Origin of the sequence: Leifsonia sp. NPDC058194 (assembly GCF_042883605.1) — a bacterium.
Taxonomy (GTDB): Bacteria; Actinomycetota; Actinomycetes; order Actinomycetales; family Microbacteriaceae; genus Leifsonia.
Map to the genome: position 1 here is coordinate 913,023 of NZ_JBHVVL010000002.1, position 24,484 is coordinate 937,506.

At 70.2% G+C, this 24,484-nt stretch carries 22 protein-coding genes; 2 read left to right on the forward strand and 20 right to left on the reverse strand.

Annotated elements, in window-relative coordinates; translation table 11 throughout:
• The first annotated feature begins 1 nt into the window (after position 1).
• Positions 2-961 carry an RNase H family protein gene (locus ACFVU2_RS11140; RefSeq protein ID WP_387873923.1) on the forward strand — a complete coding sequence of 320 codons (960 nt, stop codon included), beginning with the start codon at positions 2-4 and terminating at the stop codon, positions 959-961.
• Here the strand turns inward: ACFVU2_RS11140 and ACFVU2_RS11145 are convergent.
• Genes ACFVU2_RS11145 through hisD form a run of 3 tightly spaced genes read right to left on the reverse strand, consistent with a single transcriptional unit; the run spans position 929 to position 3,825 of the window.
• On the reverse strand, positions 929-1,972 hold the full coding sequence (locus ACFVU2_RS11145) for a quinone-dependent dihydroorotate dehydrogenase (RefSeq protein ID WP_387873924.1): 1,044 nt from the start codon (positions 1,970-1,972) through the stop codon (positions 929-931). The two genes, ACFVU2_RS11140 and ACFVU2_RS11145, sit on opposite strands and share 33 nt — an antisense overlap.
• A 43-nt stretch (positions 1,973-2,015) precedes the next feature.
• A complete protein-coding gene (gene nrdR, locus ACFVU2_RS11150) occupies positions 2,016-2,489 on the reverse strand; it encodes a transcriptional regulator NrdR (RefSeq protein ID WP_387873927.1) in 474 nt (157 codons plus the stop codon).
• A gap of 10 nt (positions 2,490-2,499) precedes the next feature.
• A complete protein-coding gene (gene hisD / locus ACFVU2_RS11155) occupies positions 2,500-3,825 on the reverse strand; it encodes a histidinol dehydrogenase (protein ID WP_387873930.1) in 1,326 nt (441 codons plus the stop codon).
• Positions 3,826-3,908: 83 nt separating this feature from the next.
• Between hisD and ACFVU2_RS11160 the strand changes: the two genes are divergently transcribed.
• The gene (locus tag ACFVU2_RS11160) at positions 3,909-4,439 is read left to right on the forward strand and encodes a flavin reductase family protein (RefSeq protein WP_387873933.1); all 531 of its coding nucleotides are present in this window, start codon (positions 3,909-3,911) and stop codon (positions 4,437-4,439) included.
• 24 nt (positions 4,440-4,463) lie between these two features.
• On the opposite strand, the gene ACFVU2_RS11165 is transcribed toward ACFVU2_RS11160, so the two are convergent.
• From ACFVU2_RS11165 to ACFVU2_RS11245, 17 genes are all read right to left on the reverse strand, one after another.
• Positions 4,464-4,829 carry a cupin domain-containing protein gene (locus ACFVU2_RS11165; protein WP_387873936.1) on the reverse strand — a complete coding sequence of 122 codons (366 nt, stop codon included), beginning with the start codon at positions 4,827-4,829 and terminating at the stop codon, positions 4,464-4,466.
• Between the two features lie 10 nt (positions 4,830-4,839).
• Positions 4,840-8,355 carry a DNA polymerase III subunit alpha gene (gene dnaE / locus ACFVU2_RS11170; protein ID WP_387873939.1) on the reverse strand — a complete coding sequence of 1,172 codons (3,516 nt, stop codon included), beginning with the start codon at positions 8,353-8,355 and terminating at the stop codon, positions 4,840-4,842.
• 149 nt (positions 8,356-8,504) lie between these two features.
• Positions 8,505-9,425: an RluA family pseudouridine synthase gene (locus ACFVU2_RS11175; RefSeq protein ID WP_387873941.1), complete on the reverse strand. Its 921-nt coding sequence runs from the start codon at positions 9,423-9,425 to the stop codon at positions 8,505-8,507.
• Positions 9,426-10,058, reverse strand: coding sequence for a signal peptidase II (gene lspA, locus ACFVU2_RS11180; protein WP_387874443.1), 633 nt, complete (start codon positions 10,056-10,058; stop codon positions 9,426-9,428).
• 34 nt (positions 10,059-10,092) lie between these two features.
• Positions 10,093-10,914 carry a DivIVA domain-containing protein gene (locus ACFVU2_RS11185; protein WP_387873942.1) on the reverse strand — a complete coding sequence of 274 codons (822 nt, stop codon included), beginning with the start codon at positions 10,912-10,914 and terminating at the stop codon, positions 10,093-10,095.
• 150 nt (positions 10,915-11,064) lie between these two features.
• Complete coding sequence (locus ACFVU2_RS11190) at positions 11,065-11,361, reverse strand: YggT family protein (RefSeq protein WP_387873945.1); 297 nt, start codon at positions 11,359-11,361, stop codon at positions 11,065-11,067.
• A gap of 85 nt (positions 11,362-11,446) precedes the next feature.
• Complete coding sequence (locus ACFVU2_RS11195) at positions 11,447-11,959, reverse strand: cell division protein SepF (RefSeq protein ID WP_387873946.1); 513 nt, start codon at positions 11,957-11,959, stop codon at positions 11,447-11,449.
• Between the two features lie 72 nt (positions 11,960-12,031).
• Positions 12,032-12,733: a YggS family pyridoxal phosphate-dependent enzyme gene (locus tag ACFVU2_RS11200; protein WP_387873949.1), complete on the reverse strand. Its 702-nt coding sequence runs from the start codon at positions 12,731-12,733 to the stop codon at positions 12,032-12,034.
• Complete coding sequence (gene ftsZ, locus ACFVU2_RS11205) at positions 12,699-13,865, reverse strand: cell division protein FtsZ (protein ID WP_387873951.1); 1,167 nt, start codon at positions 13,863-13,865, stop codon at positions 12,699-12,701. Before ftsZ ends, ACFVU2_RS11200 begins: the two co-directional genes overlap by 35 nt.
• Positions 13,866-14,022: 157 nt before the next feature.
• A complete protein-coding gene (locus tag ACFVU2_RS11210) occupies positions 14,023-15,063 on the reverse strand; it encodes an FtsQ-type POTRA domain-containing protein (RefSeq protein ID WP_387873953.1) in 1,041 nt (346 codons plus the stop codon).
• A gap of 6 nt (positions 15,064-15,069) precedes the next feature.
• Positions 15,070-16,479: a UDP-N-acetylmuramate--L-alanine ligase gene (gene murC, locus ACFVU2_RS11215; protein ID WP_387873954.1), complete on the reverse strand. Its 1,410-nt coding sequence runs from the start codon at positions 16,477-16,479 to the stop codon at positions 15,070-15,072.
• A gap of 63 nt (positions 16,480-16,542) precedes the next feature.
• Positions 16,543-17,619, reverse strand: coding sequence for a glycosyltransferase (locus ACFVU2_RS11220; protein WP_387873957.1), 1,077 nt, complete (start codon positions 17,617-17,619; stop codon positions 16,543-16,545).
• On the reverse strand, positions 17,616-18,890 hold the full coding sequence (gene ftsW, locus ACFVU2_RS11225) for a putative lipid II flippase FtsW (RefSeq protein ID WP_387873960.1): 1,275 nt from the start codon (positions 18,888-18,890) through the stop codon (positions 17,616-17,618). The genes ACFVU2_RS11220 and ftsW overlap by 4 nt, the downstream gene beginning before the upstream one ends.
• Positions 18,856-20,412: a UDP-N-acetylmuramoyl-L-alanine--D-glutamate ligase gene (gene murD, locus ACFVU2_RS11230; protein WP_387873962.1), complete on the reverse strand. Its 1,557-nt coding sequence runs from the start codon at positions 20,410-20,412 to the stop codon at positions 18,856-18,858. The genes ftsW and murD overlap by 35 nt, the downstream gene beginning before the upstream one ends.
• Positions 20,397-21,509 carry a phospho-N-acetylmuramoyl-pentapeptide-transferase gene (gene mraY, locus ACFVU2_RS11235; RefSeq protein WP_387873963.1) on the reverse strand — a complete coding sequence of 371 codons (1,113 nt, stop codon included), beginning with the start codon at positions 21,507-21,509 and terminating at the stop codon, positions 20,397-20,399. Before mraY ends, murD begins: the two co-directional genes overlap by 16 nt.
• Positions 21,506-22,933, reverse strand: a complete 1,428-nt coding sequence (murF, locus tag ACFVU2_RS11240) for a UDP-N-acetylmuramoyl-tripeptide--D-alanyl-D-alanine ligase (protein WP_387873966.1) — start codon at positions 22,931-22,933, stop codon at positions 21,506-21,508. Before murF ends, mraY begins: the two co-directional genes overlap by 4 nt.
• The gene (locus ACFVU2_RS11245) at positions 22,933-24,477 is read right to left on the reverse strand and encodes a Mur ligase family protein (RefSeq protein ID WP_387873968.1); all 1,545 of its coding nucleotides are present in this window, start codon (positions 24,475-24,477) and stop codon (positions 22,933-22,935) included. Before ACFVU2_RS11245 ends, murF begins: the two co-directional genes overlap by 1 nt.
• Positions 24,478-24,484: the final 7 nt, after the last annotated feature.

Sequence of the window (24,484 nt, forward strand, 5' to 3'; positions counted from 1 at the left end):
CGTGACGATCGTCGCAGCCGCCGACGGCTCCGCCCTCGGCAACCCCGGCCCCGCCGGGTGGGCCTGGTACGTCGACGACGACCGCTGGTCCGCCGGTGGCTGGCCGCACGGCACCAACAACCAGGGCGAGCTGATGGCCGTCATCGACCTGCTCGAGTCCACCGCTCATCTCGACGACGACCTGCGCATCCTCTGCGACAGCCAGTACGTGATCAACGCCGTCACGAAGTGGATGGCGGGCTGGAAGCGCAAGGGCTGGCGCAAGGCCGACGGCGCTCCCGTCCTCAACCGGGAACTGCTGGAGCGGCTCGACCGCGCCCTGCAGGGACGCCGTTACGTCTTCGAGTGGGTGAAGGGCCACGCCGGCCACGATCTCAACGAGGCCGCCGACGTGCGCGCACGCGCCGTCGCGACCGCGTACCAGAAGGGCGACCCCATCCCGATCGGGCCGGGGTGGCCGAATGCGGCGCGCGCCGAGGAGGCGCCGGAAGCACCGGCACCGGCACCGGCACCGGCACCGGCACCTGCAGCGGCACCGGCACCTGCAGCGGCACCGGCATCGGCAGCGGCAGCGGACGACGCGCTCGAGCTCGACATCTTCGGCGATCTCGCCGTCGCCGAGACCGACGAGGAGGTCGTCGCCCGCCTCGAGCGCGAGCTCCTGGACCCCGCGATCCGCTCAGACGCCTCCCGGGTGGCCGGCCTGCTGCATCCCGAGTTCGCCGAGATCGGCCGCTCGGGCCGGCTCTGGGGACGCGACGACACCATCCAGGCGCTGTCGGACGAGCCGTCCGAGGCGGTCGAGCTGGAAGTGCTCGCGACGGAAGCGGTCGCCGAGGGCGTCATCCTCCTGACGGCGCGCACCACGGATTCCCGCGGCGGCAGCCTGCGGAGCTCCCTCTGGCAGCGCAGCGGTGACCGCTGGCGCCTACGCTTCCACCAGGGGACGCCGGAGGCGTAGCAGCCCGCGGTTGATCTGACGGGCCCAGAGCGGGCCCCGGTAGAGGAACGCCGTGTACCCCTGCACCAGCGTGGCGCCGGCGTCGAGTCGCTCCTGGACGTCCTCCGCGGTCTCCACTCCGCCGACGGAGATGACGCAGAGCTCGGGCGGCACCGTCGCGCGGATGAGCTTCAGCACCTCGAGAGACCGCGCCGCGAGCGGCGCACCCGACAGGCCGCCCGCACCCGCCGCCTCGACGACCGCGGGATCCGTGCGCAACCCCTCGCGCGAGATGGTGGTGTTGGTCGCGATGATCCCGGCCAGGCCCAGGCGCACGACCAGTTCGGCGATGCGCCGCACCTGCTCGTCGGTGAGATCGGGCGCGATCTTCACCAGCAGCGGCTTCTCCCCCGCCACGTCGGCGACGGCGGCGAGCAGCGGCCCGAGGAGGTCGAGCTCCTGGAGGCCGCGAAGGCCGGGCGTGTTCGGCGAGCTCACGTTGACGACCAGGTAGTCGGCGACCGGCGCCAGCGCCCGCGCGCTCGTCAGGTAGTCCTGCAGGGCGTCCTCGACCGCGACGACGCGGCTCTTGCCGATGTTGACGCCTAGCACGGGGCGACGACGCGCGCGCCGCACCCGGAGGAGGCGGTCCGCGGCGACGCCTGCGCCACGGTTGTTGAAGCCCATCCGGTTGACGACCGCACGGTCCGGGATGAGGCGGAACAGCCGCGGCTTGTCGTTTCCGGGCTGGGCGATCGCGGTGATCGTCCCGACCTCCACGTGCCCGAACCCCAGGGCACCGAGTCCCAGCACGGCTTCGCCATCCTTGTCGAAGCCGGCGGCGACACCGAACGGGGAGTCGAATCGGAGCCCGAGCGCATCGACCGCGAGGGACGGGTCAGCTCCGGTCAACCGGCGGGCGAGACGGCCGAGCCCCAGGGCGGGCAGCGCGCGGATCACGACGAAAGCGGCGTGATGGGCCTGCTCGGGGTCGAGTCGGGAAAGGACGAGGGAGAAGAGTGTGCGATACATGCCGGTACGAGAATACCGCGCCGCCGAGCGAGGCTCTGCGGAATCAGGCCTGCACGTCGGCGGGCTCGACGTGGTGGGCGACCCGTAGCTGGCGGATGGCGTCCTCGAAGTCGTCGAGCGAGTCGAAGCCCTGGTACACGCTGGCGAAGCGGAGGTACGCCACTTCGTCCAGCTCTCGCAGCTCCGGGAGGATGGCCAGTCCGACCTCGTTCGCCTCGATCTGCGAGGCACCGGTGGAGCGGATGGTCTCCTCGACCTTCTGAGCCAGCACCGCAAGATCGGAATCGGTCACGGGGCGCCCCTGGCAGGCTTTCCGCACGCCGAGCATGATCTTCTCGCGGCTGAACGGTTCGGCCACTCCGCTGCGCTTGATGACGCTCAGGCTCGCCGTCTCGGTGGTCGAGAACCGGCGACCGCACTCGGGGCACTGCCGGCGACGACGGATCGAGAGACCGTCGTCACTGGTCCGGGAGTCGATGACGCGTGAGTCCGGGTGGCGGCAGAAAGGGCAGAACATGCCTCAGATTCTACCGGTTCGACACCGACGGGTCGTCGAAGCGAGCCGTGACGGCCTCTCCGTGGGCCGGGAGGTCCTCCGCACCCGAGAGGGCGACGATGCGGTCGGCGACCTCCCGCAGCGCGTCGCGGTCGTAGCGGATGATCTGCTGCGGCCGCAGGAACGAGTACGCGCCCAGGCCCGAGGAGAACCGTGCCTGGCCACCGGTCGGGAGCACGTGGTTCGAGCCGGCGAGGTAGTCGCCGAGGCTGACCGGGGCGCTCGGGCCGACGAAGATCGCTCCCGCGTTCTGGATGTCGGCGAGCACGGCGTCGTCGGACGCGGTCTGGATCTCCAGGTGCTCCGGGCCGTAGGCGTTGCTGAACGCGGCGGCGGCGGCGAGATCGTCGACCAGGACGATGCCGGACTGCGGACCGCTCAGAGCAGTGCGCACACGGTCGCTGTGGCGGGTGGCCGCGGCCACCGCCTCCAGCTCGGCTGCGACGCGCTCGGCGAGATCAGGGCTGTCCGTGACGAGGAGCGAAGCGGCGGCCTCGTCGTGCTCGGCCTGGCTGACCAGGTCGGCCGCGACGTAGCGCGGGTTCGCCGAGGCATCGGCGATCACGAGGATCTCCGTCGTCCCGGCTTCGGAATCGATACCGGTCTGGCCGCGCACGACCCGCTTGGCGGCGGCCACGTAGATGTTGCCGGGGCCGGTGATGACCTGGACCGGGTCGAGCCCGATCTCCTCGACGCCGTACGCCAGCGCACCGATGGCACCGGCGCCGCCCATGGCGTAGACCTCGTCGATCCCGAGCAGGCCGGCCGCTCCGAGGATGACAGGGTGCACGGCACCGCCGAACTCGCGCTGCGGCGGGCTCGCGATGGCCACGGACGAGACACCGGCGATCTGGGCCGGCACCGCACTCATCACGACGCTCGACGGGTAGACGGCCTTGCCGCCGGGGACGTACAGCCCGGCGCGCTCGACCGGCTGCCAGCGCTGCACGATCGTGGCGCCGGGGCCGATGCGGGTCTCTGCCGGCGGCGGCACCTGCGCCGCCGTCCCCTGGCGGACCCGCGCGATGACCTCGTCCAGCGCCGCTCGGACGTCGGCGGGAAGCGCCTCCACCGCGGCCGCGATCTCCGCCGCGGGCACGCGCAGGGCCGACGGCGCGACACCGTCGAACCGTTCGGCCTGCTCGCGCAGAGCGACGGCCCCGCGGGCGCGCACGTCATCGATGAGCTCGGTCGCGACATGCATCGCGACCTGGACGTCGACGACGGGACGAGGGACGAGGCGCTCGAAGGCGGCGCGAGTAGGCTGGACTCCGCGGAGATCGATGGTCTGCATCATGGCCCGACAAGCCTATCCGCTCCCCTCTCCCCCGTTTCCCGCGAGCGGAATTCTCGAAGCCGATTGGTGCTTGCAGTACACGTATGAACAGCGCATCTCCCGACCCCACCGACGGCACCGTCTCCGACGCGACCCCGGACCTGGCGGCCTTCCGCCAGACGTTCCGCCGTCACGCGGCGGGTGTCGCCATCATCACGGCCCTGCGGGCGGACGGCACCCCCGTCGGCTTCACGGCGACCTCCCTCGCCTCGCTGGCCGCCGTCCCGCCGCTCGCGACGTTCAACATGGCGCTCTCGGCCTCCAGCTGGCCCGCCATCGCGGAGACGGACCGCGTGGTCGTCCACACGCTCGGCGTCCGCAACAAGGCGGCGGCCGAAAAGCTCGCCGGCGACAACGCACGCCGGTTCGAGGGCGAGCACTGGTACGTCGGCCCGCACGGTCTGCCCGTGATCAAGGACACGACGGCGTGGATGGTCGGGCGCATCATCGAACGCTTCACCGTGCACAACAGTGCGGTGGTCGTCGTGCAGATCGAGCAGGGCGAGCTCGGCGCGGACGACGCGCCCCTCCTATACCACGAGCGCCGCTACCACCGCCCCACCGAGCTCGACTAGCGCGGCTCAGTCGACCTGCGCGGCTCAGTCGAACTCGCGCAGCGCGGAGGTCCGATCTCCCCCGGCGGTCCCCGTGTTCACGGTGCCCTTCGGCTCGAACAGCAGCGCCTCCACCTCGACGTCGGCCCTCGGGCAGTGCTCGACGCCCTTCGGCACGACGAAGACGTCGCCTTCGCCGAGCACGACATCGCCGTCGCGCAGCTGGATGGTCAGCTCGCCGCTCAGCACGAGGAACAGCTCGTCGGTGTCGGGATGCTCGTGCCAGACGAACTCGCCGAGCAGCTTCACCACCTTCACGTCGTAGTCGTTGACGCTCGTCAGCCGGTGCGGCTGCCAGTGGTCGCCGATCCGCGAGAGTGCTTCGTGCAGGTTCCGGACGCCGTCGCTCATGCCCCCAACGCTAGACCAGGCAGTTCGGGCCCAGCAGGCCCTTCAGCTCCCCGTAGAGGTCGGGACTGACCTTCACGTGATCCGGCACGCCGAGCACGCGGATGCGGTCGCCGGTCACCAGCCGGATGCGCACCTCGTTCTCACCGGGGTGCCGCGAGAACGTCTGGCCGAGGCGTGTGACGACATCCGGGGTCGCACGACGGTCCTGGATGGTGATCTGCAGCGGAGTGCTGTCTTCGATGGGCCCGAGATCGGGATTCATCAGGCTGAAGGCGTGGAGGTTCATGCCGTCGTCGCGCAGGCTGACGCGGCCGCGCACCACCACGATCGAGTCGCCGGTGAGCATCGACGAGAACTCCTGGTACGCCTTGCCCATGAACATGGCCGTCATCTCGCCGCCGAAGTCCTCGACGGTGATCATCCCGTACTGGTTGCCCGACGCCTTGGCCACACGGTGCTGCACGCTCGTGACCAGACCCGCGATCGTGACGGTCTCGCCATCCTGGATGCTGTCCGAGCCGACCAGATCGGCGATCGACGTGCTGGCCAGCTTCGCCAGCTGCAGCTCCAGCCCCGCGAGCGGGTGGTCCGAGACGTACAGGCCGAGCATGTCGCGTTCGAAGGCGAGCTTGTCGCGCTTGCCCCACTCCGGCCGCTCCGGGATGTTGTGCTGAGCCTGCCCGGGCTCGTCGTCGCCCCACAGGCTGTCGAAGTCGAAGCCCACGTCGCCGTTGGCCTCGTTGCGCTTGATCTTGACCGCCGACTCCACGGCGTCCTCGTGGACCTCGACGAGGGCGCGCCGGGTATGGCCGAGGGAGTCGAAGGCGCCCGCCTTGATGAGCGACTCGACGGTGCGCTTGTTCGCCGCGTGGATCGGCACCTTCGACAGGAAGTCGTGGAACGACTCGAATCGGCCTTTGCTCTCGCGCGCCTCGCGCACGCCCTCGACGACGTTCGCCCCGACGTTGCGCACCGCGCCCATTCCGAAGCGGATGTCTTCGCCGACGGCCGCGAAGTACAGGCTCGACTCGTTGACGTCGGGCGGGAGCACCTTGATCCCCATCCGGCGGCACTCGTTGAGATAGAGCGCCATCTTGTCCTTCGAGTCGCCCACGCTCGTGAGCAGCGCGGCCATGTACTCGGCCGGATAGTGCGCCTTGAGGTAGGCCGTCCAGTACGAGATGACGCCGTAGGCGGCGGAGTGGGCTTTGTTGAACGCGTAGTCCGAGAACGGGAGCAGGATCTCCCAGAGTTTGTTGACGGCGTCCATCGAGTAGCCGTTGTCGTTCATGCCCTGCGCGAAGCCCGCGAACTGCTTGTCCAGCTCGGACTTCTTCTTCTTGCCCATCGCGCGACGGAGGATGTCCGCCTGTCCGAGCGAGAACCCGGCGACCTTCTGCGCGATCGCCATCACCTGCTCCTGGTAGATGATGAGGCCGTAGCTCGACGAGAGGATGTCCGCCAGCGGCTCGGCCAGTTCCGGATGGATCGGGGTGATGTCCTGCTGGCCGTTCTTGCGCAGCGCATAGTTGGTGTGCGAGTTGGCGCCCATCGGCCCTGGCCGGTACAGCGCGATCAGTGCCGAGATGTCCTCGAAGTTGTCAGGGCGCATCAGGCGCAGCAGCGATCGCATCGGCCCGCCGTCGAGCTGGAACACGCCGAGCGTGTCGCCGCGCGACAGGAGCTCGTAGGCGGGGCGGTCGTCGAGCTCGAGGTCTTCGAGGACGAGGTCCTCGCCCCGGTTCGCCTTGATGTTGTCGAGCGCGTCGTTGATGATCGTCAGGTTGCGCAGACCCAGGAAGTCCATCTTGATCAGTCCGAGGGACTCGCACGCGGGATAGTCGAACTGCGTGACGATCTGGCCGTCCTGCTCGCGCTTCATGATCGGGATGATGTCGATGAGCGGGTCGGACGACATGATCACGCCGGCCGCGTGCACACCCCACTGCCGCTTGAGGTTCTCGAGACCGAGCGCAGTGTCGAAGACGGTCCGCGCCTCCGGGTCGCTCTCGACGACCGCGCGGATGTCCACGGCCTCCTTGAAGCGCGGGTGGTTCTTGTCGAAGATCCCGGTCAGCGGGATGTCCTTGCCCATCACGGGCGGCGGCATCGCCTTGGTGAGCTTCTCGCCCATCGAGAACGGGAACCCGAGCACGCGTCCCGAGTCCTTCAGTGCCTGCTTGGCCTTGATGGTGCCGTAGGTGACGATCTGGGCGACGCGCTCCGAGCCGTACTTCTCGGTCACGTACTTGATGACCTCGCCACGGCGGCGGTCGTCGAAGTCGACGTCGAAGTCGGGCATGGAGACGCGGTCCGGGTTGAGGAAGCGCTCGAAGATCAGGCCGTGCTGGAGCGGGTCGAGGTCGGTGATGCGCATGGCGTAGGCGGCCATCGATCCGGCGCCCGAGCCGCGGCCGGGACCGACGCGGATCCCGTTGCGCTTCGACCAGTTGATGAAGTCGGCGACGACGAGGAAGTATCCGGGGAATCCCATCTGCGAGATGACGCCGATCTCGTAGTCGGCCTGCTTGCGAACCTCGGGCGTGACGCCGTTCGGGTAGCGCTCGGTCAGCCCCTTCTCGACCTCCTTCACGAACCAGGTCTGCTCGGTCTCCTCGGCGGGGACCGGGAACCGGGGCATGAAGTTCGCGGAGGTGTCGAACTGCACGTCGCAGCGTTCGGCGATGGCGAGGGTGTTGTCGCACGCCTCGGGGTAGTCGCGGAAGAGCTGTCGCATCTGGTCGGCCGACTTGAGGTAGAACTCGTCGGCGTCGAACTTGAACCGGTTGGGGTCGTCGAGCGTCGAACCGGACTGCACGCAGAGCAGCGCGGCGTGGCTCTTGGCGTCCTCGGCGTGCGTGTAGTGCAGGTCGTTGGTGGCCACCATCGGGATCCCGAGGTCTTTGGCCAGGCGGATCAGATCGCTCATGATGCGGCGCTCGATCCCGAGTCCGTGGTCCATGATCTCGGCGTAGAAGTTCTCTTTGCCGAAGATGTCGCGGAACTCGGCGGCCGCCTTGACAGCCTCGTCGTACTGGCCGAGCCGGAGCCGGGTCTGGACCTCGCCCGATGGGCAGCCCGTCGTGGCGATGATGCCCTTGCCGTACTGGCTGAGGAGCTCGCGGTCCATGCGGGGCTTGAAGTAGTAGCCCTCCATCGACGCCTTCGACGACATCCGGAACAGGTTGTGCATGCCCTCGGTGGTCGCGGCGAGCATGGTCATGTGCGTGTAGGCGCCGGAGCCCGAGACGTCGTCCCCGCCCCCGTCGCCCCAGCGGATCCGCGTCTTGTCCGTGCGGTGCGTCCGCGGGGTCAGGTACGCCTCGGTGCCGATGATCGGCTTGATGCCGGCGTCCGTCGCGGTGCGCCAGAAATCGAACGCGCCGAACATGTTGCCGTGGTCGGTGACGGCGACGGCGGGCATCTGCTGCTCGACGGCCGCATCGATGAGCGGCTTGACGCGTGCCGCCCCGTCGAGCATCGAGTACTCGCTGTGGACGTGGAGGTGGACGAAGGAATCGCTCATGTCGGAGACAAGCCTACGTCGTGCCACGGACCTCCGGAGGGATGCGCGCGGGGAACGGAGGAGATGCCGGGCGACACGCCGGAGGCCGGCCGGAAACGGAGGTGATCCGTGGGGATTGGCACCGGATCTCCTCCGTTGCGGCGGCGTGCCTAGGAGGCGCGGAGGACGTCGAGCGCGTGCTGGAGGTCGGCCGGGTAGCCGGTCGTGAAGGTGACCCATTCCCGCGTGGCCGGGTGCTCGAACGCGAGCTGGACGGCGTGCAGCCACTGCCGGGTGAGCCCCAGCCGGGCCGAGAGCGTCGGGTCTGCGCCGTACATGGCGTCGCCGACGCAGGGGTGCCGCTGGGCGGCCATGTGCACGCGGATCTGGTGGGTGCGGCCGGTCTCCAGGTGGATCTCCAGCAGGCTCGCCGCAGGGAACGCCTCGATCGTCTCGTAGTGGGTCACGGACGGCTTGCCGTCGGAGACGACGGCGAACTTCCAATCGGACCGCGGATGGCGGCCGATGGGCGCGTCGATCGTGCCCGCGAGCGGATCGGGGTGCCCTTGGACGACGGCGTGGTAGATCTTCTCCACGGTGCGGTCGTGGAAGGCGCGCTTCAGCGCCGTGTACGCCCGCTCGGACTTCGCCACGACCATCAGGCCGCTCGTCCCCGCGTCGAGGCGATGGACGATGCCGGCGCGCTCCGCGGCTCCCGAGGTCGAGATGCGGAATCCCGCCGCGGCGAGGGCGCCGAGGACGGTGGGACCCTCCCAGCCGACGGAGGGGTGCGCCGCCACCCCGACCGGCTTGTCGATCACGACGATGTCGTCGTCGTCGTACACGATCGTCAGATCGGGCACCGCGATCGGGACGATGGTGACCTCTTCGCGCGGCTTCCAGGAGACCTCGAGCCACGAACCGGCGGTGAGCCGATCGGATTTGTCGACGTCACGCCCGTCGACCGTGACACCGCCCGCCTCGGCGATCTCGGCGGCGAAGCTGCGGGAGAAGCCGAGGAGCTTGGCGAGCCCCGCGTCCACCCGTGCCCCGTCGAGCCCGTCGGGGATGGGGAAGCTGCGCGACTCCATCTACGGCTGCGGCTTCTCGGGGTGGTCCACGTCGGCCGGGGCCGGCGCACTGCCGTCGAGCTGCGCGGCGCCCTCGTCCCGCGCGGCGCCCTCGCGCTGCGCGGCGCCCTCGCGCTGCGCGGCATCGGCGGTCTCGACGCCTTCGGTGCCCTCGTCGTCGTCCTCGCCGGTCCGGCGGCCGTCGAGACCGACGCCCCGGATGGTGAGGATGAGGAAGAGCGCCATGCTCGAGACGATCGCGACGTCGGCCAGGTTGAAGATGGCCGGCAGCAGCGGGATCTGCAGGAAGTCGACGACATGGCCGACACCGAAACCGGGCTCGCGGAAGAGCCGGTCGGTCAGGTTGCCGAGCAGTCCGCCCAGCAGCAGGCCGAAGAGGATGGCCCAGGCCGTCGACTTGATCCGCGGCGCGTACCAGACGACGAAGCCGAGAACACCGACGCCGACGATCGAGAAGATCCAGGTGGATCCGCTCCCGATCGAGAAGGCGGCGCCGGCGTTCTTGACGAAGTTGAACTGCAGCAGCTGGCCGAGCACCTCGACCCGCTGCCCCTCATAGAGGTTGGCGACGACCAGGACCTTGGCGATCTGATCGACCAGGTACACGCAGAGCGCGACGATGGCCAGGATCACCAAGGCCCGGACGCTGACCGAGCGCCGGGAGGTACTAGCCTCCAAAGCCGGGGAAGACCGGGGGCTGGTGCCCCTGGTCCGAGGAGCCGGAGGCGTCCGCCGAGACGGGCGCCGGAACGCCGGCGGTCACCGGCGCGGCGGAACGGTTCTGGCCGAAGCCGGCACCGCCCGCGGCAGGCTGGGCGTCGAGGTCGCGGAGCTGGCCCTCGATGTAGCCCTTGAGACCCTGACGGTAGTCGCGCTCGAACGTGCGGAGCTCGTCGATGCGGCGCTCGAGCTGGGTGCGCTCCTGGTCGAGGGCGCTGATCTGCGCACGCTGCTTCGACTCGGCCTCGGCGACGATGCGGGCGGCGGTGGCGTGACCCTCGGCGATGAGCGAGTCGCGCTTCTCGACGCCCTCGCGCACGTGCTCCTCGTGGAGGCGACGGGCGAGCTGCAGGAGGTTGTTGGTCGCGTTCGGGTCGTTCGCGCTGTCGGCGGCGAACGCCGGAGCGGCGGCCGCAGCGGCGACGGGAGCCGCGGCGGCGGCAGCAGCGGTCTGCTGCGCGGTCGCCAGACGCTGCTTGAGGTCCTCGTTCTCCTGCTGGAGGCGGACCAGCTCGCCGTTGTCGGCGGCCGGAGCGGCGGCGACGGGCGCGGCCGGGGCGGCGGACGAGCCGGAGCTGCGCTGCAGCTCGGCGATGCGCGAGTCGGCGGCGACGAGGCGCTGCTTGAGCTCCTCGTTCTCCTGGCCCAGGCGACGGAGCTCCACGACCACCTCGTCGAGGAAGTCGTCGACCTCGTCCTGGTCGTAGCCCTCGCGGAACTTCGTCGGTTGGAACCGCTTGTTGACTACATCTTCCGGAGTCAGCGCCATGGCAAGCCACCTTAGATCTTGAAAGAGACGAACAGATAATGCGTTCAGCCAACGCTAGCAAAGCAGGCACGGTGTGCGCACTTCGCAGCGCTCGCTCACGTCGGCTCGACCACCCTACAACGGCGGCGACGACGCATCAGGGAGCGACGCTCAGCTGAATCCCAGCGTCACGTACAAGCCGATGATGACGACGAGCATCGTCAGGCTCCACCCGAAGTCGAGGGCGACGGGCCCCATCGACAGCGGGGGGATGATCCGGCGGAAGAACTTGATGGGCGGGTCGGTGACCGCGTAGGTGGCCTCTGCCAGCAGCAGGCCGAATCCCTTCGGTCGCCACTGCCGGGCGAAGGTCCGCACCAGGTCGAGCACGAAGCGCGCCCACATGATGAAGAAGTAGATCAGGAGGAGGTAGTACGCGATGGTCGCGACTATCGAGACGACAAGCACACCCCCAGTATGACGGAGAGCGCACGCCCTCTCTGACGAGGGGGCGTGCGCTCACGTCGTGTCGGCGGCCGCGTGGACCGCCGGCTCAGTTCTGGGCGAAGAAGGAGGCGTCGACCTCGGCGTCCGCGCCACCGTGCTCGCCGGAGACGACCACGTGCGACGGCGAGAGCAGGAAGACCTTCGGCGTCACGCGCTCGATCTTGCCGTAGAGGCCCTGGGAGAGGCCGCTGGCGAAGTCGATGAGACGTCGGGCGTCCCCCTCGCTCATCTGCGAGAGGTTGATGATGACCGGGATGCCCTCCCGGAACGACTCGGCGATCGCCTGGGCGTCGCGGTACTGGCGGGGGTGGACCGTGAGGATCTCGTTCATTTCCTGTACCGAAGCATTCCGTGCGGTGGACGATTTGCGCAGCGGGGTGACCGGAGCGCGGCCGGCCACGGGGGCGACCGGTGCGGGGTGCGGAACGGGCTGGACCGGCACGGGGGCAGGGGCCTCGCGGCGCGGCTGGTGCTGCGCCTGCTCGGGCTGCTCGTCGAACTCCAGCTCCTCGTCGGCGAGGCCGAGGTAGACCATCGTCTTCTTCAGCGGGTTGGCCATGCGCTTCCTCCGTGTAGAACTGTGCGCCGACGCCTCGCACGCACGTATTGCGAACCTTCTTCTCCTTCGAGATTAACCAAGGCTCGGCCGATTCCCGGTAATGGCGGTCCCGATCCGTAGGTGTGTCGCGCCGGCCGCGACGGCCTCGCGGTAGTCCTGGGACATCCCCGCCGAGATCGCGGTGGCCTGCGGCGCGATCGCGCGGACCCGATCGCTGGAGGCGCGCACGCGCTCGAACGCGCGGGCGGGCTCCTCGTCGAGCGGCGCGACGGCCATCACGCCGAGCAGTCGCAGGCCGGGCGTCGCGAGCACGTGCTCGACCAGCGCCTCGAGATCGCGGTCGGCGACACCGCCCCGACCCGGATCGTCCGTGAGGTTCAGCTGGACGAACGCGTCGATGTCGGATTCCTCGGAGCGCAGCGCGTCCACGAGGGAGAGCCGATCGATCGAGTGGATGACCGACGCGTAGCGCCGCACCTGTCGCGCCTTCTTGCTCTGGAGCTGACCGACGAAATGCCAGGCGAGGTCCAGGTCGGACAGCTCCGCCGCCTTCTCCTGCGCCTCCTGATGCCGGTTCTCCCCCACGTCGCGGACCCCGAGCGACGCGAGCTCCCGCACGAGGGATGCAGGGTGGAATTTCGTGACCACGATGGTGGTCAGCTCGTCCGTCGAGCGCCCCGCAGCGCGGGCGGCATCGTCGATGCCGGCCCGGACGGCCGCGAGGCGCTCGGCGAGCGGGCTACTTGAGGAAGTCGGGGATGTCGAGGTCGTCATTCTCGTCGTCGAACGCCGGGTCTTTGGGGGCGGTCTCGGCCACCGGGGTCTCGCCGGTCCAGGTCTCGGCGACGGGCGCCTCGACCTCGCCGGCCTCGGTCACGGCGGAGGACGCCGCGGCGTCCTCCGAGCCGGCCTCGACGAACGTCGCGCGACGGCTGTCGACGACCGGCTTGGAGCCGGGCTCGCCGCCGTCGAATCCGGCCGCGATGACCGTGACGCGCACCTCGTCGCCGAGGGTGTCGTCGATGACCGCGCCGAAGATGATGTTCGCCTCGGGGTGGACGGCCTCCTGCACCAGGCGGGCCGCGTCGTTGATCTCGAAGATGCCGAGGTTGGAACCACCCTGGATCGAGAGCAGGACGCCGTGCGCACCGTCGATGCTCGCTTCGAGCAGCGGGGATGCCACGGCCAGCTCGGCGGCCTTGATCGCGCGGTCGGCGCCCCGGGAGGAGCCGATCCCCATGAGGGCGCTGCCCGCACCCTGCATGACGGACTTGACGTCGGCGAAGTCGAGGTTGATGAGGCCGGGCGTGGTGATGAGGTCGGTGATGCCCTGCACACCCGCGAGGAGCACCTGGTCGGCGGTGGAGAACGCCTCCAGCATGCTGATGCCGCGGTCGCTGATCTCCAGCAGGCGGTCGTTCGGGACGACGATGAGGGTGTCGACCTCTTCCTTCAGCCGCTGCACGCCGGCTTCGGCCTGCTGCTGACGGCGCTTGCCCTCGAAGGAGAACGGCTTGGTGACGACACCGATGGTGAGGGCGCCGATCGACTTGGCGATGCGCGCGACGACCGGGGCTCCGCCCGTGCCCGTCCCGCCGCCTTCGCCCGCGGTGACGAAGACCATGTCGGCGCCCGCGAGCGCCTCCTCGATCTCCTCCGCGTGGTCCTCCGCTGCACGGCGGCCCACCTCGGGGTCGGCGCCGGCTCCGAGACCGCGGGTGATCTCACGACCGACATCGAGCTTGACGTCCGCGTCGCTCATGAGCAGCGCCTGGGCGTCCGTGTTGATGGCGATGAACTCGACGCCGCGGAGGCCGAGCTCGATCATGCGGTTGACGGCGTTGACGCCGCCTCCGCCGATGCCGACGACCTTGATCACGGCGAGGTAGTTCTGGTTTGCTGTCACGTCCGGCCTCCACGGGAACCTTCAACCTCTGGTCGAGGTTTAAAGTTATGCTGAGTATGCAATTCTCTTTTTCGACGTTAGGTGCGCACGGCCCGAGGCGGGGGAACCCGCCAGGCGTGTCGGGAAAGTGCGCCGGGAAGACGTCGTCGACATGGCGTCACCCGGTCGTCACGCTGTGCGGTGACGACACGTCGTAGTGGCTCGCTCCGCCGGCGCCCACGAGCAGCGCGGCCAGGTCGGCCGCCTTCAGTTCGGAGTCCTCGGCGCTGCCCCAGACCACCGTCGCACCGCTGCCGCGCAGCGTGAACGAGACATCGTCCTTGGTGGTCGCGGTGATCGTGTCCACCTGCGCGAGGGTCGCCGCGGGGAGTGCACTGAGGACGCTGGCGACAGCGGCGAAGGCCGACCCGGCGTCCTTCTCCGCCGACCCGCCGGCGGCCGTGATGAGCGGCACGCCGTCCGGACGCGCTTCGCTCGAGGCGATGGGGACCTTGGCCGCATCCACCAGCGTGAACGCCGAGCCCTTCTGCACCGCGCCGATCGGCTGGCGCTCCACCACGCGGACGACGATGGTGTCGGGCGGGTGGCTCTCGACCGTGTAGCTGCGGATCAGCGGGAAGGCCGCGAGGTCGTGCGAGATGCCGGCCTGGTCGAGCAGCGGCAGCGGCTTGCCGAGCTGATCGCCGAGCTTCGCCTCGATGGCCTTCGGATCGAGGCGCGACGCGCCCGTCACCTCGATGTGCCGGAGGGCGAGCACCGGGGAGAACGCGAGCAGCGTGACACCGAGGACCAGGGCGGCGACCACCCCGCCTGCGGCGAGCCATGCCTGACGACGGCGACGCGACCGCTTGGTGAACCGCCGGACCTCACCGCGCTCGACCCGTTTGCGCTCCTTGCGTGCCGCGCGCAGCGCCCGATCGATCTCGCGATTGCTGGGCAGCCGGTCGTAGGGCGACGTCTCGGCCGCGGGGCGCTCCTCCCGCGGCTGCTCGGCCGCGAACGGCTCGCGCTCCCGCCTCGTGGGACTCGGCGTCGGCGCAGGCATCGCCGCGCGCGTCGTCGTCTCGGCCGGCACGACCGGGATCGGCTCCGTGGTCGCAACGGGCTCCCGCGCGGGCCTCCCGGCGTCGCGCGGCGACGGGACCGCCGGAGGCGGCGTCGGCGCGGACGGCCGGTCGTAACCCTGGGGACGCTTCACGGGCGGCTACTCGCGGACGCGGCGGAGCGAGTCGAGCAGCTGCGGCACGATGCGGTAGACGTCGCCGCAGCCGAGCGTGATGACGAAGTCGCCCTCCCGCGCGATCTCGGCGGTGTGGTCGGCGGCGTCCTGCCAGTCGGCGATGAACGCGACGTGCTCGGGATGCGCGAACCGATCGGCGACGAGGGCTCCCGTCACACCCGGCTCCGGGTCCTCCCGGGCTCCGTAGACGTCCAGCACCACGGTCTCGTCCGCGTACTTCTCGAGGGTCTCGGCGAACTCGTTCGCGAACAGCCGGGTGCGGCTGTAGAGGTGCGGCTGGTGCACGGCGATGATGCGCCCCGAACCCACGACGGTGCGCGCGGCCGAGAGGGCGGCGGCGACCTCGGTGGGGTGATGGGCGTAGTCGTCGTAGACGCTCACGCCGCCGACGGTGCCGTGGAGCTCGAAGCGCCGCTCCGTGCCACCGAACCCGGCGATCGCAGCGAGGGACGCGGCCGGGTCGAAACCGAGACCGGTGATCACCGCGAAGGCGCCCGCGGCGTTGATGGCATTGTGACGACCGGGCACCTTCAGCTGAGCCGCATACTCGCCGCCCCGGTAGCTGATCCGGAACGAGACCGGGCCGTCGGTGACGATGGAGTGCACGCGGACATCGGCGTCGTCCGCCTCGCCGAACGTGACGACCGGCTTGTCGGGCGTGGCGGCGAGCAGTCGTGCGGTGACGTGCTTCGCCCCGGCGTCGTCGGAGGACACGACGACCAGTTCGCTCGACTCGCGCGCGAACGTGACGAACGCCTCCTCGAACGCCTCCAGCGATCCGTAGTGGTCGAGGTGGTCGGGGTCGACGTTCGTGATGAGCGCGACAGCCGTGTCGTAGAGCAGGAACGTTCCGTCGGACTCATCCGCCTCCACCACGAACAGGTCGCCGCTGCCGGACTGCGAGCTCTTGCCGAGCGAGGCGATCACTCCCCCGTTGACGAAGCTCGGGTCCTCGCCGAGGCCGAGGAGCCCGGTGATGATCATGCCCGTCGACGTGGTCTTGCCGTGCGCGCCCGCGACCGCGACCAGCCGCTTGCGGTTGATGAGCCAGGCGAGCGCCTGCGACCGGTGGAGCACCGGGAGGCCCTTCGCGAGAGCGAGCTGGTACTCGGGGTTGTCCTGCCACAGGGCGCCGGTCACGACCAGCGTGTCCGCGTCGCCGACGTTCGCGGCGTCGTGCCCGACGGTGATCGTCGCGCCGAGCGCCCGCAGAGCGTCGATGTTCGCGGAGTGGCGGACGTCCGAGCCGGAGACCGTGTAGCCGGCCTCGAGGAACAGCCGGGCGATGCCGCTCATCCCGGACCCGCCGATGCCCACGAAGTGGAGGGCGCCGAGTTCGTCGGGGATGGTCATGGTGAGGTCGGGCTTGATCACGGGCACTGCTTTCGGTTCACGAGGAGGATCTCCATCACGGCTTCCCTCCATCTTCTCACGGGGCTACGCGCGCTCCAGGGAGCGACGGACGAGCGCCGCCATGCGGTCGGATCCGTCGCGGACGCCGGCCGCGGACGCCCGCTCCGACATGCCGGACACGCGGTCGCGATCCGCCAGCAGGGGCAGGAGCTCGGCGTCCACCCAGTCCGGGACGAAGGCCGCGTCATCGACGAGGATCCCGCCGCCGGCGCCGACGACCCCGGCGGCGTTGAAGCGCTGCTCGCCGTTCCCGATCGGGAACGGGACGTAGACGGCGGGGATCCCCAGGGCCGCGAACTCGCACACGGTGGCCGCTCCGGCACGCGCGACGGCGAAGTCGGTCAGCGCGAAGGCGAGATCCATCCGGTCGCAGTAATCCAGCAGCCGGTAGTGCTCGACGCCGGGGTCGGAGAGCTCGCCGCGGCCGCCCTGGATGTGCAGCACCTGCCAGCCCGCCGCCGTCAGTTCGCGCGCGCGGGCGGAGACGGTGGCGTTCAACCGGCGGGCGCCGAGCGAGCCTCCGGTGACGAGCAGGGTGGGGCGCTCGTCCACGAGGCCGAACTCGGCGAGGGCCGCGGACCGCGACGCCGCGCGGTCGAGCTCTTCGATCTCGACGCGCAGCGGCATCCCGACGAACGTCGCGTGCGGCAGCGGCGTCCCCTCGAACGCGACGCCGACCCACGGGGTGTAGCGCGCGCCGAGCCGGTTGGCGAGACCCGGTCGGGCGTTCGCCTCGTGCAGGACGAGCGGGACGACCGCCTTGCGCGCGGCCGAGTACGCCGGTGCGGCGGCGTAGCCTCCGAATCCGACGACGACGTCGATCCCGCGCTCGCGGATCAGGTCGCCGACCGTGCGGATCGCGCGGCGGTACTCGCCGGGGAACCGGAGCGCCGCCGCGTTGGGTCGACGCGGGAAGGGGAGCTTCGGGATGGTCGCCAGCTCGTAGCCGCGAGCGGGCACGAGCCGGGCCTCCAGGCCCTCCTTCGTGCCGAGCACGAGGATCTCGGCGGCGGGGTCGTCGCGGCGCAGGCGGTCGGCGACGGCCAGCAACGGGTTCACGTGGCCGGCGGTCCCTCCGCCGGCCAGCAGGTAGCGCGTCATGCGTTCGTGCCTGCCTTGCGCGCGGCGGACGGGTTCGAGTGGGATTCCTTGCTCGATTCGCGGGCGAACGAGAGGACGATTCCGATGGCGACCATGGAACTGATCATCGCAGTCCCTCCCGCAGAGATCAGTGGGAGCGGCACCCCGAGCACGGGTATGACGCCGAGCACCACCGCGATGTTGACGAAGGCCTGGCCGATGAGCCACACCATGATCGCGGCGGTCGTGACCCGCGCGAACGGGTCGGTCGACGCGTGGATGATGCGCAGGAACACGATTGCCAGCAGCACAAAGAGCAGCAGCACGACGACCGCGCCGATGAGACCGAGCTCCTCGCCGATGATGGCGAAGATGAAGTCCGTGTCCGCCGCGGGCAGCCACGACCACTTCGAGTGCGAGTTGCCGAGGCCGACCCCGAAAACGCCCCCTGACGCCAGCGCGTAGAAGCCGTTCTTGATCTGCCAGTCGACATCGGGGTTGGCGGCGCTCGTGCCACCGAAGTACGCCGCGATGCGCCCGACCCGGCTGGCGCTGGAGAGCGCGACGGCGACCGCGACGGCGGCCATCCCGACCGTGCCGATCACGAGGTAGCGCATCCGCACTCCCGCGTAGAAGAGCGCGCCGAGCACGAGTGCGGCCAAGATCACCGTCGTGCCGAGGTCGCCTCCCAGGAGCACCAGAGCGATGGCGCCGCCCGCGACGGGGACGACCGGCACCGCGACGTGCTTCCACTGGTCGAGGACGTCCTTCTTGCGAGCGAGGACGACGCCGAGCCAGACGACGAGGGCGACCTTGATCGCCTCCGACGGCTGCAGGGTGAACGAGCCGACCCGCAGCCAGTTGCGGTTGCCGCCGATCTCGACCCCGAGCGGGGTGAGCAGCACGAGCACCTGGAGGAAGCAGGCGCCCGCGAGCAGGAACCAGATCGTCCGCTTCCAGAACCGGCTGGGCAGCCGGGAGACCAGGAACATCAGCGGGAGGCCGATCAGGGCGAACGCACCCTGCGACCAGAACCGCGAGAAGAAGTTGTCGTTGTCGCTGTGGGACTCGACGGCGGACGACGAGAGCACCATCACCAGCCCGAAGATCACCATGAACAGCGTGACGCCGAGCAGCATGAAGTAATTGGCCGACTCGGCGGTGACGTTCTTGCCGAGCGAGATGCGCGCGGTCAGTCCGCTCAGCCGCGAGGCGGTCTCCGCAGAGGATGCGCCCCGGGAGGCGGTGGAGGGCCGATCAGTCCTGCTCTGGACGCGAGGCGGAGAAGTCATCCGCCTCACCTCCCAAGTACTCGTTGACGGCCGCCTGGAAGAGGCGTCCCCGCTCCGCATAGTCGACGAACTGATCCATCGACGCCGCAGCCGGCGCCAGCAGGACGGTGTCGCCCTCACGGGCGATCCCGCCGGCCGAACGGACAGCCGACGGCATGACCCCTTCAGTCTCGTCGGCGTCGACCTCGACCACCGGAAGCGCCGGCGCGTGTCGCCGGAATGCCTCCCGCAGCGACGTGCGGTCGGCTCCGATCAGCACGGCGCCGCGCAGACGGCCGACGTGCGTCCGCACGAGCTCGTCGATGTCGACGCCCTTCAACAGGCCGCCCACCACCCAGACGACCGAGGGATAGGCGCGCAGCGACGCGTCCGCGGCGTGCGGGTTCGTGGCCTTGGAGTCGTCGACCCAGCTCACGCCCGCCTCCACCCGCACCAGCTCGATGCGGTGCGCGTCGAGCCGGAACGCGGTCAGCACGTCGCGGATGGTCTGCGGCTCGACGCCGTACGACCGGGCGAGCGCGCTGGCGGCCAGGATGTTCGCGACGACGTGCGGGGCGGAGAGTCCCGCCTCCCGCAGCTCGTCGAGCGTGGTGAGCTCGAGTGCGGTCGTCATCCGGTCCTCGAGGAACGCCCGGTCGCAGAGGATGCCGTCCACGACGCCGAAGTCGCTCGGACCGGGCACGTCGAGCCCGAAGCCGATGGCCCGCGCTCCGTCGACGACCTCGGCGCCCTCGACCATCCGCAGCGTGTTCGCGTCCGCACGGTTGTAGACGCAGGCGACCTGGGTGTTGTCGTAGACCTTCGCCTTCGCGGCGATGTAGGCCTCGAGCGAGCCGTGCCAGTCGAGATGGTCGTCGGCGATGTTGAGGCACGCGGACGAGTACGGGTAAAGCTCTCCGCCCGCGTTCCGGTTGATCCAGTGCAGCTGGTAGCTCGAGAGCTCCACGACGAGGACGTCGAAGCCCTCGGGGTCGCGGATCGCGTCGAGCACCGGCACTCCGATGTTGCCGCAGGGGGCGACCCGGCTCCCGCCGGCCAGGAGCATGGTGGCGGTCAGCTGCACGGTGGTGGTCTTGCCGTTCGTGCCGGTGACGCAGATCCAGTCGGCGGGGGTGTTGCCGCTGCCGGGACCGGCGACCTTGTCGCGCAGGCGCCAGGCGAGCTCGATGTCGCCCCAGACCGCGGTCTCCCGCTCCTCGGCCCAGAGGAGCAGAGGGTGGTCCCAATGGAACCCGGGCGAGACCACGACGAGTTCGGGATCGAACTCGGTCAGGCGCGCGGGAGGCGTCGACAGGTCGGGCTCCTCCAGCAGTTCGGCCCCGATGACCTCCAGCAGCATCGCGCGCTCGGAGTCGGCCGTCGAGGTCACGACGATGACCTCCGCGCCGAGCTCGGCGAGGGTGTCCGCCACGGAGAAGCCCGTCACGCCGAGACCGTAGACCGCGACGCGCAGGCCGCTCCAGTCCGCGTGCCAGCTGGTCAGGGCTGCGAGACGCTCGCCCGCACTCACGTGGCCAGCCATTCGAGATAGAACGAGCCGACGCCGGCCGCGACGAGGAGGCCGCCGATGATCCAGAACCGCACGACGACCGTCACCTCCGCCCAGCCTTTGAGCTCGAAGTGGTGATGGATGGGGCTCATCAGGAAGATCCGTCTGCCGTGCGTGAGCTTGAAGTACACCCGTTGGACGATCACCGAGCCCGCCTCGATCACGAACAGTCCGCCGATGAGGACGAGCAGCAGCTCCGTGTGGCTGAGGATCGCGAGCGCGGCCACTGCGCCGCCGAGGGCGAGCGAGCCGGTGTCGCCGAGGAAGATCTGCGCGGGCGAGGTGTTCCACCAGAGGAAGCCGACGACGGCGCCCACGATCGCCGTCGCGACGATGGCGAGGTCGAACGGGTCCCGCACCTCGTAGCACTTGGCGACGTTCTCCGGGTTGAGGCTGGAGTTGGTGCACGACTGGATCGACTGCCAGAACCCGATGATGATGTAGGCGCCGATGGCGAGGATCGACGCGCCGGAGGCGAGGCCGTCCAGACCGTCGGTGACGTTCACGCCGTTCGAGGTCGCGGCGACGATGAAGTTGATCCAGATCAGGTAGAGGCCGTACCCGACGACGACGCCGATGGCGCCGAACTGGGTCAGGTGCCCGAAGTCGATCGGCAGGTCGCGGATGAACGAGACGTTCATCGACGCCGGGGTGTCGCCGTTGCCGTTGGGGAACGAGATCGCGAGGAAGGCCCAGACCGTCGCGACGATGACCTGGCCGGCGACCTTCGCCCATCCCGTCAGCCCGAGACTGCGCTCGCGCCGCGTCTTGAGGAAGTCGTCGACGAACCCGACGACGCCGAGGCCCACCATGAGGAACAGCACGAGCAGGGCCGAGACGCTGGTCTCGTCTCCGGTCAGCAGAAGAGCGGTGAAGTAGCCGAACAGCGTCCCGAGGATGACGATGATGCCGCCCATGGTGGCGGTGCCGCGCTTCGCGTGGTGGCTCTGCGGGCCGTCGTCGCGGATGAACTGCCCCCACTGCAGGCGGCGGAACAGCCGGATGAAGAGCGGCGTCAGGAAGAGCGAGAACGCCATGGACAGCGCACCGGAGGTCAGCAGGGCTCTCACGAGAACAATTCTCCCAGTCGGTCGCCGAGGAAGCGCAGTCCCGCGGAATTGGAGGACTTCACGAGCACGGTGTCGCCCTCGCGGAGCGCGCCCGCCAGGTGCTCGTACGCGGCGTCCTGGGTGTCGAAGTAGAGGGATTCGCCGTCCCACGAGCCCTCGTTGATGGCGGTGATGTGCATGCGCCGGGCGGAGGGCCCGACGACGACGAGCTGGCCGATGCCGAGGCGGACGGCGAGCAGTCCGATGCGGTCGTGCTCCTCCCCCGAGAACTCGCCCAGCTCGCTCATCTCGCCCAGGACCGCGACGGTCCGGGCCCCGGGCTCGGAGATCTGCGCGAGCGTCTTGAGCGCGGCCGACATCGAGTCGGGGCTGGCGTTGTACGCGTCGTTGATCACCGTGACGCCGCGGGCGCCGCCGAGGACCTCCATGCGCCAGCGCTCGGCGCGCTGGACCGTCTGCAGGGCGGCGACGATCGCATCGACGTCCACGCCGAGCGTGTGCGCCGCGGCCGCTGCCGCGAGCGCGTTCATGACGTGGTGCTCGCCGAGCACGCGGAAACGCACCTCGCGCGCGGCGCCGTCCGGCAGATGCAGGGTGAAGGAGGTCCCGCGGGCGCTGGAGACGATGTCCGTGGCACGGACGTCGGCGCGGTCGTCGAGCCCGAACCAGAGCACTCGGGCCGCGGTCTTGTCGGCCATGGAGGCCACGCGCGGGTCGTCGAGGTTGAGGATCGCGACATCGGAGTCGAGCAGGTCGCTGACCATCTCGGTCTTCGCGGCGAGGGTCTGCTCGATGCCGCCGAACTCGCCCGCATGGGCGAGGCCGACCTTGAGCACGATGCCGATGTCGGGCCGGGCCATGCGCACGAGGCGTGCGATCTCGCCGATGCCGCTCGCGCCCATCTCCGCGACGAGGAACTGCGTCTCCTCCGTCACCTCGAGCATCGTCACCGGGGCGCCGACCTCGTTGTTGAACGAGGCGCGCGGCGCGATGGTCGGGCCGACCTGCTCCAGGATCTCCCGGAGCAGGTTCTTGGTCGTCGTCTTGCCGTTGGAGCCGGTGACCCCGACGATCTTCAGCCGGCCGAGGGCGCGCACGCGGGCGATCACCTCGGTGGCGAGGTCGCCGAGGGCGACCACGGTGTCCTCCACGAGCAGCTGGGGCACGGGCAGGTCGAGCGCGTGGTCGACCACGAGAAGAGCCGCCCCGGCCTCGACGGCCTGCGGGGCGAAGAGGTGTCCGTCGGTGAACTCGCCCGGCTTGGCGAAGAACAGCGTGCCGGGCACGACCTCCCGCGAATCGGTGGTCGACAGCCCGGAGACGATCGTCTCGGGCGTCGCGGGAACGCCGTCGAGCAGGGCGCCGTCGAGCAGGAGGGTTCCCCGGGTCGCCGCGGCGACCTCGGCGAGGGTGAGGTCGATCATCAGAGCCACCCGGCCTCTCGCAGGGCGAGACGGGCGTCGTCGCGGGCGGAGTAGGGCAGCCGTTGGCCGGCGACCTCCTGGTAGTCCTCGTGACCCGGCCCGGCGTACAGGACCACGTCGCCCTCGCCGGCGAGGGACAGCGCCTTGCGGAAGGCGGCGCGCGGATCCGGCACCTCGTAGAGCTCGCCGTCGGGGACGGCGGCGCGGGCTCCCGCGAGGAGGGCCTCGCGGATCGCGGCCGGGTCCTCCCAGCGCGGGTGGAAGTCGGTGATGACGACGGCGTCCGCGCCGCGGGCGGCGATCGCGCCCATATCGGCACGCTTGGTCGTATCGCGGTCGCCGTCGGCCCCGAAGACCATCACGACACGGCCTTCCGTGACGCGGCGGAGCGCCGTGAGGGTCGAGAGGAACGCATCGGGCGTGTGTCCGTAGTCGATGAAGACGACCGGCCCGCGCTCGGCGGAGAGCCGCTCCGTGCGACCGGGGACGTAGGCGTCGATCCCGCCGTCGCGATCGAGCGCGGCGCCGATCGCGTCGAGGTCGTAGCCGGACTCGACGAGCATGACGATCGCGAGGGCCGCGTTGGAGGCGTTGTACGCGCCGATGAGCGGGACCGAGGTCTCCAGGCGCCGTCCGTCGGGGCCCTCGAGGGCGAAGGTCGTGTCGGCCAGGGTCTCCGAGAGGATCGTCAGCGTCCAGTCCGCGTCCGTGCCGGGCGAGCTGGAGAGCGTGGTGACCGGGATGCGCGACTGCTGGACGAGCGAGCGCCCCCAGTCGGAGTCGACCGTCACCACGCCGCGGCGCGCGCGGTCAGGCTGGAAGAGCTCGAGCTTCGCCTCGAAGTAGTCGTCCATCGCCGTGTAGTCGTCGAGGTGGTCGTGGCTGAGGTTGGTGAAGCCGACGACGTCGAACTCGATGCCGTCCACGCGGTGGCGGCTCAGTGCCTGTGCCGACACCTCCAGGGCGACCGCACGGACGCCCTCCTCGCGCATCCGGGCGAGGAGCGCGTGCAGCTCGCTGGCCTCCGGGGTGGTGAGCTTGCTCGTGATGGCCTGCTCGCCGATGCGACGCTCGGCGGTGGAGCTGAGGCCGGCGACGACGCCCAGCTGGCCGAGGATCGCGTAGAGCAGGTAGACCACGCTGGTCTTGCCGTTGGTGCCGGTGACGCCGAAGAGCGTCGCCTGGTTCTCGTCCGTGCGATAGATCCAGGCCGAGACGGCCCCCAGGGCCGCACGGGGGTCGGGAGTGACGATCACCGGCAGCCCGGAATCCGCGGCCAGGCCGGCGCCCGCCTCGTCGGTGAGCACCGCCACGGCACCGGCCTCGGCGGCGGCCGCCGCGTAACTCGCGCCGTGCGCGTTACGGCCGGGGACGCCGACGTAGAGGTCGCCGGGCTCGACGGCGGAGCTCGCGAGAGCCGTGCCGGTCACCTCGACGGCGTCGAGATCGCCTCTGCAGTCCAACCCGAATTCCGCGACCAGCTGGGCGAGCGGACGGGCGACGGGATGCTCGGGGCGCAGGGAGGAGGGCGCCGGTCCTGTCACGGGGCTC

Bases quoted from the DNA above. Each gene is read 5' to 3' on its own strand.
- ACFVU2_RS11145 (WP_387873924.1), bottom strand. From the start codon at position 1,972: ATGTATCGCACACTCTTCTCCCTCGTCCTTTCCCGACTCGACCCCGAG.
- nrdR (WP_387873927.1), bottom strand. From the start codon at position 2,489: ATGTTCTGCCCTTTCTGCCGCCACCCGGACTCACGCGTCATCGACTCC.
- hisD (WP_387873930.1), bottom strand. From the start codon at position 3,825: ATGATGCAGACCATCGATCTCCGCGGAGTCCAGCCTACTCGCGCCGCC.
- ACFVU2_RS11160 (WP_387873933.1), top strand. From the start codon at position 3,909: ATGAACAGCGCATCTCCCGACCCCACCGACGGCACCGTCTCCGACGCG.
- ACFVU2_RS11165 (WP_387873936.1), bottom strand. From the start codon at position 4,829: ATGAGCGACGGCGTCCGGAACCTGCACGAAGCACTCTCGCGGATCGGC.
- dnaE (WP_387873939.1), bottom strand. From the start codon at position 8,355: ATGAGCGATTCCTTCGTCCACCTCCACGTCCACAGCGAGTACTCGATG.
- ACFVU2_RS11175 (WP_387873941.1), bottom strand. From the start codon at position 9,425: ATGGAGTCGCGCAGCTTCCCCATCCCCGACGGGCTCGACGGGGCACGG.
- ACFVU2_RS11185 (WP_387873942.1), bottom strand. From the start codon at position 10,914: ATGGCGCTGACTCCGGAAGATGTAGTCAACAAGCGGTTCCAACCGACG.
- ACFVU2_RS11195 (WP_387873946.1), bottom strand. From the start codon at position 11,959: ATGGCCAACCCGCTGAAGAAGACGATGGTCTACCTCGGCCTCGCCGAC.
- ACFVU2_RS11200 (WP_387873949.1), bottom strand. From the start codon at position 12,733: ATGACGACCTCGACATCCCCGACTTCCTCAAGTAGCCCGCTCGCCGAG.
- ACFVU2_RS11220 (WP_387873957.1), bottom strand. From the start codon at position 17,619: ATGACGCGCTACCTGCTGGCCGGCGGAGGGACCGCCGGCCACGTGAAC.
- ftsW (WP_387873960.1), bottom strand. From the start codon at position 18,890: ATGACTTCTCCGCCTCGCGTCCAGAGCAGGACTGATCGGCCCTCCACC.
- murD (WP_387873962.1), bottom strand. From the start codon at position 20,412: ATGGCTGGCCACGTGAGTGCGGGCGAGCGTCTCGCAGCCCTGACCAGC.
- murF (WP_387873966.1), bottom strand. From the start codon at position 22,933: ATGATCGACCTCACCCTCGCCGAGGTCGCCGCGGCGACCCGGGGAACC.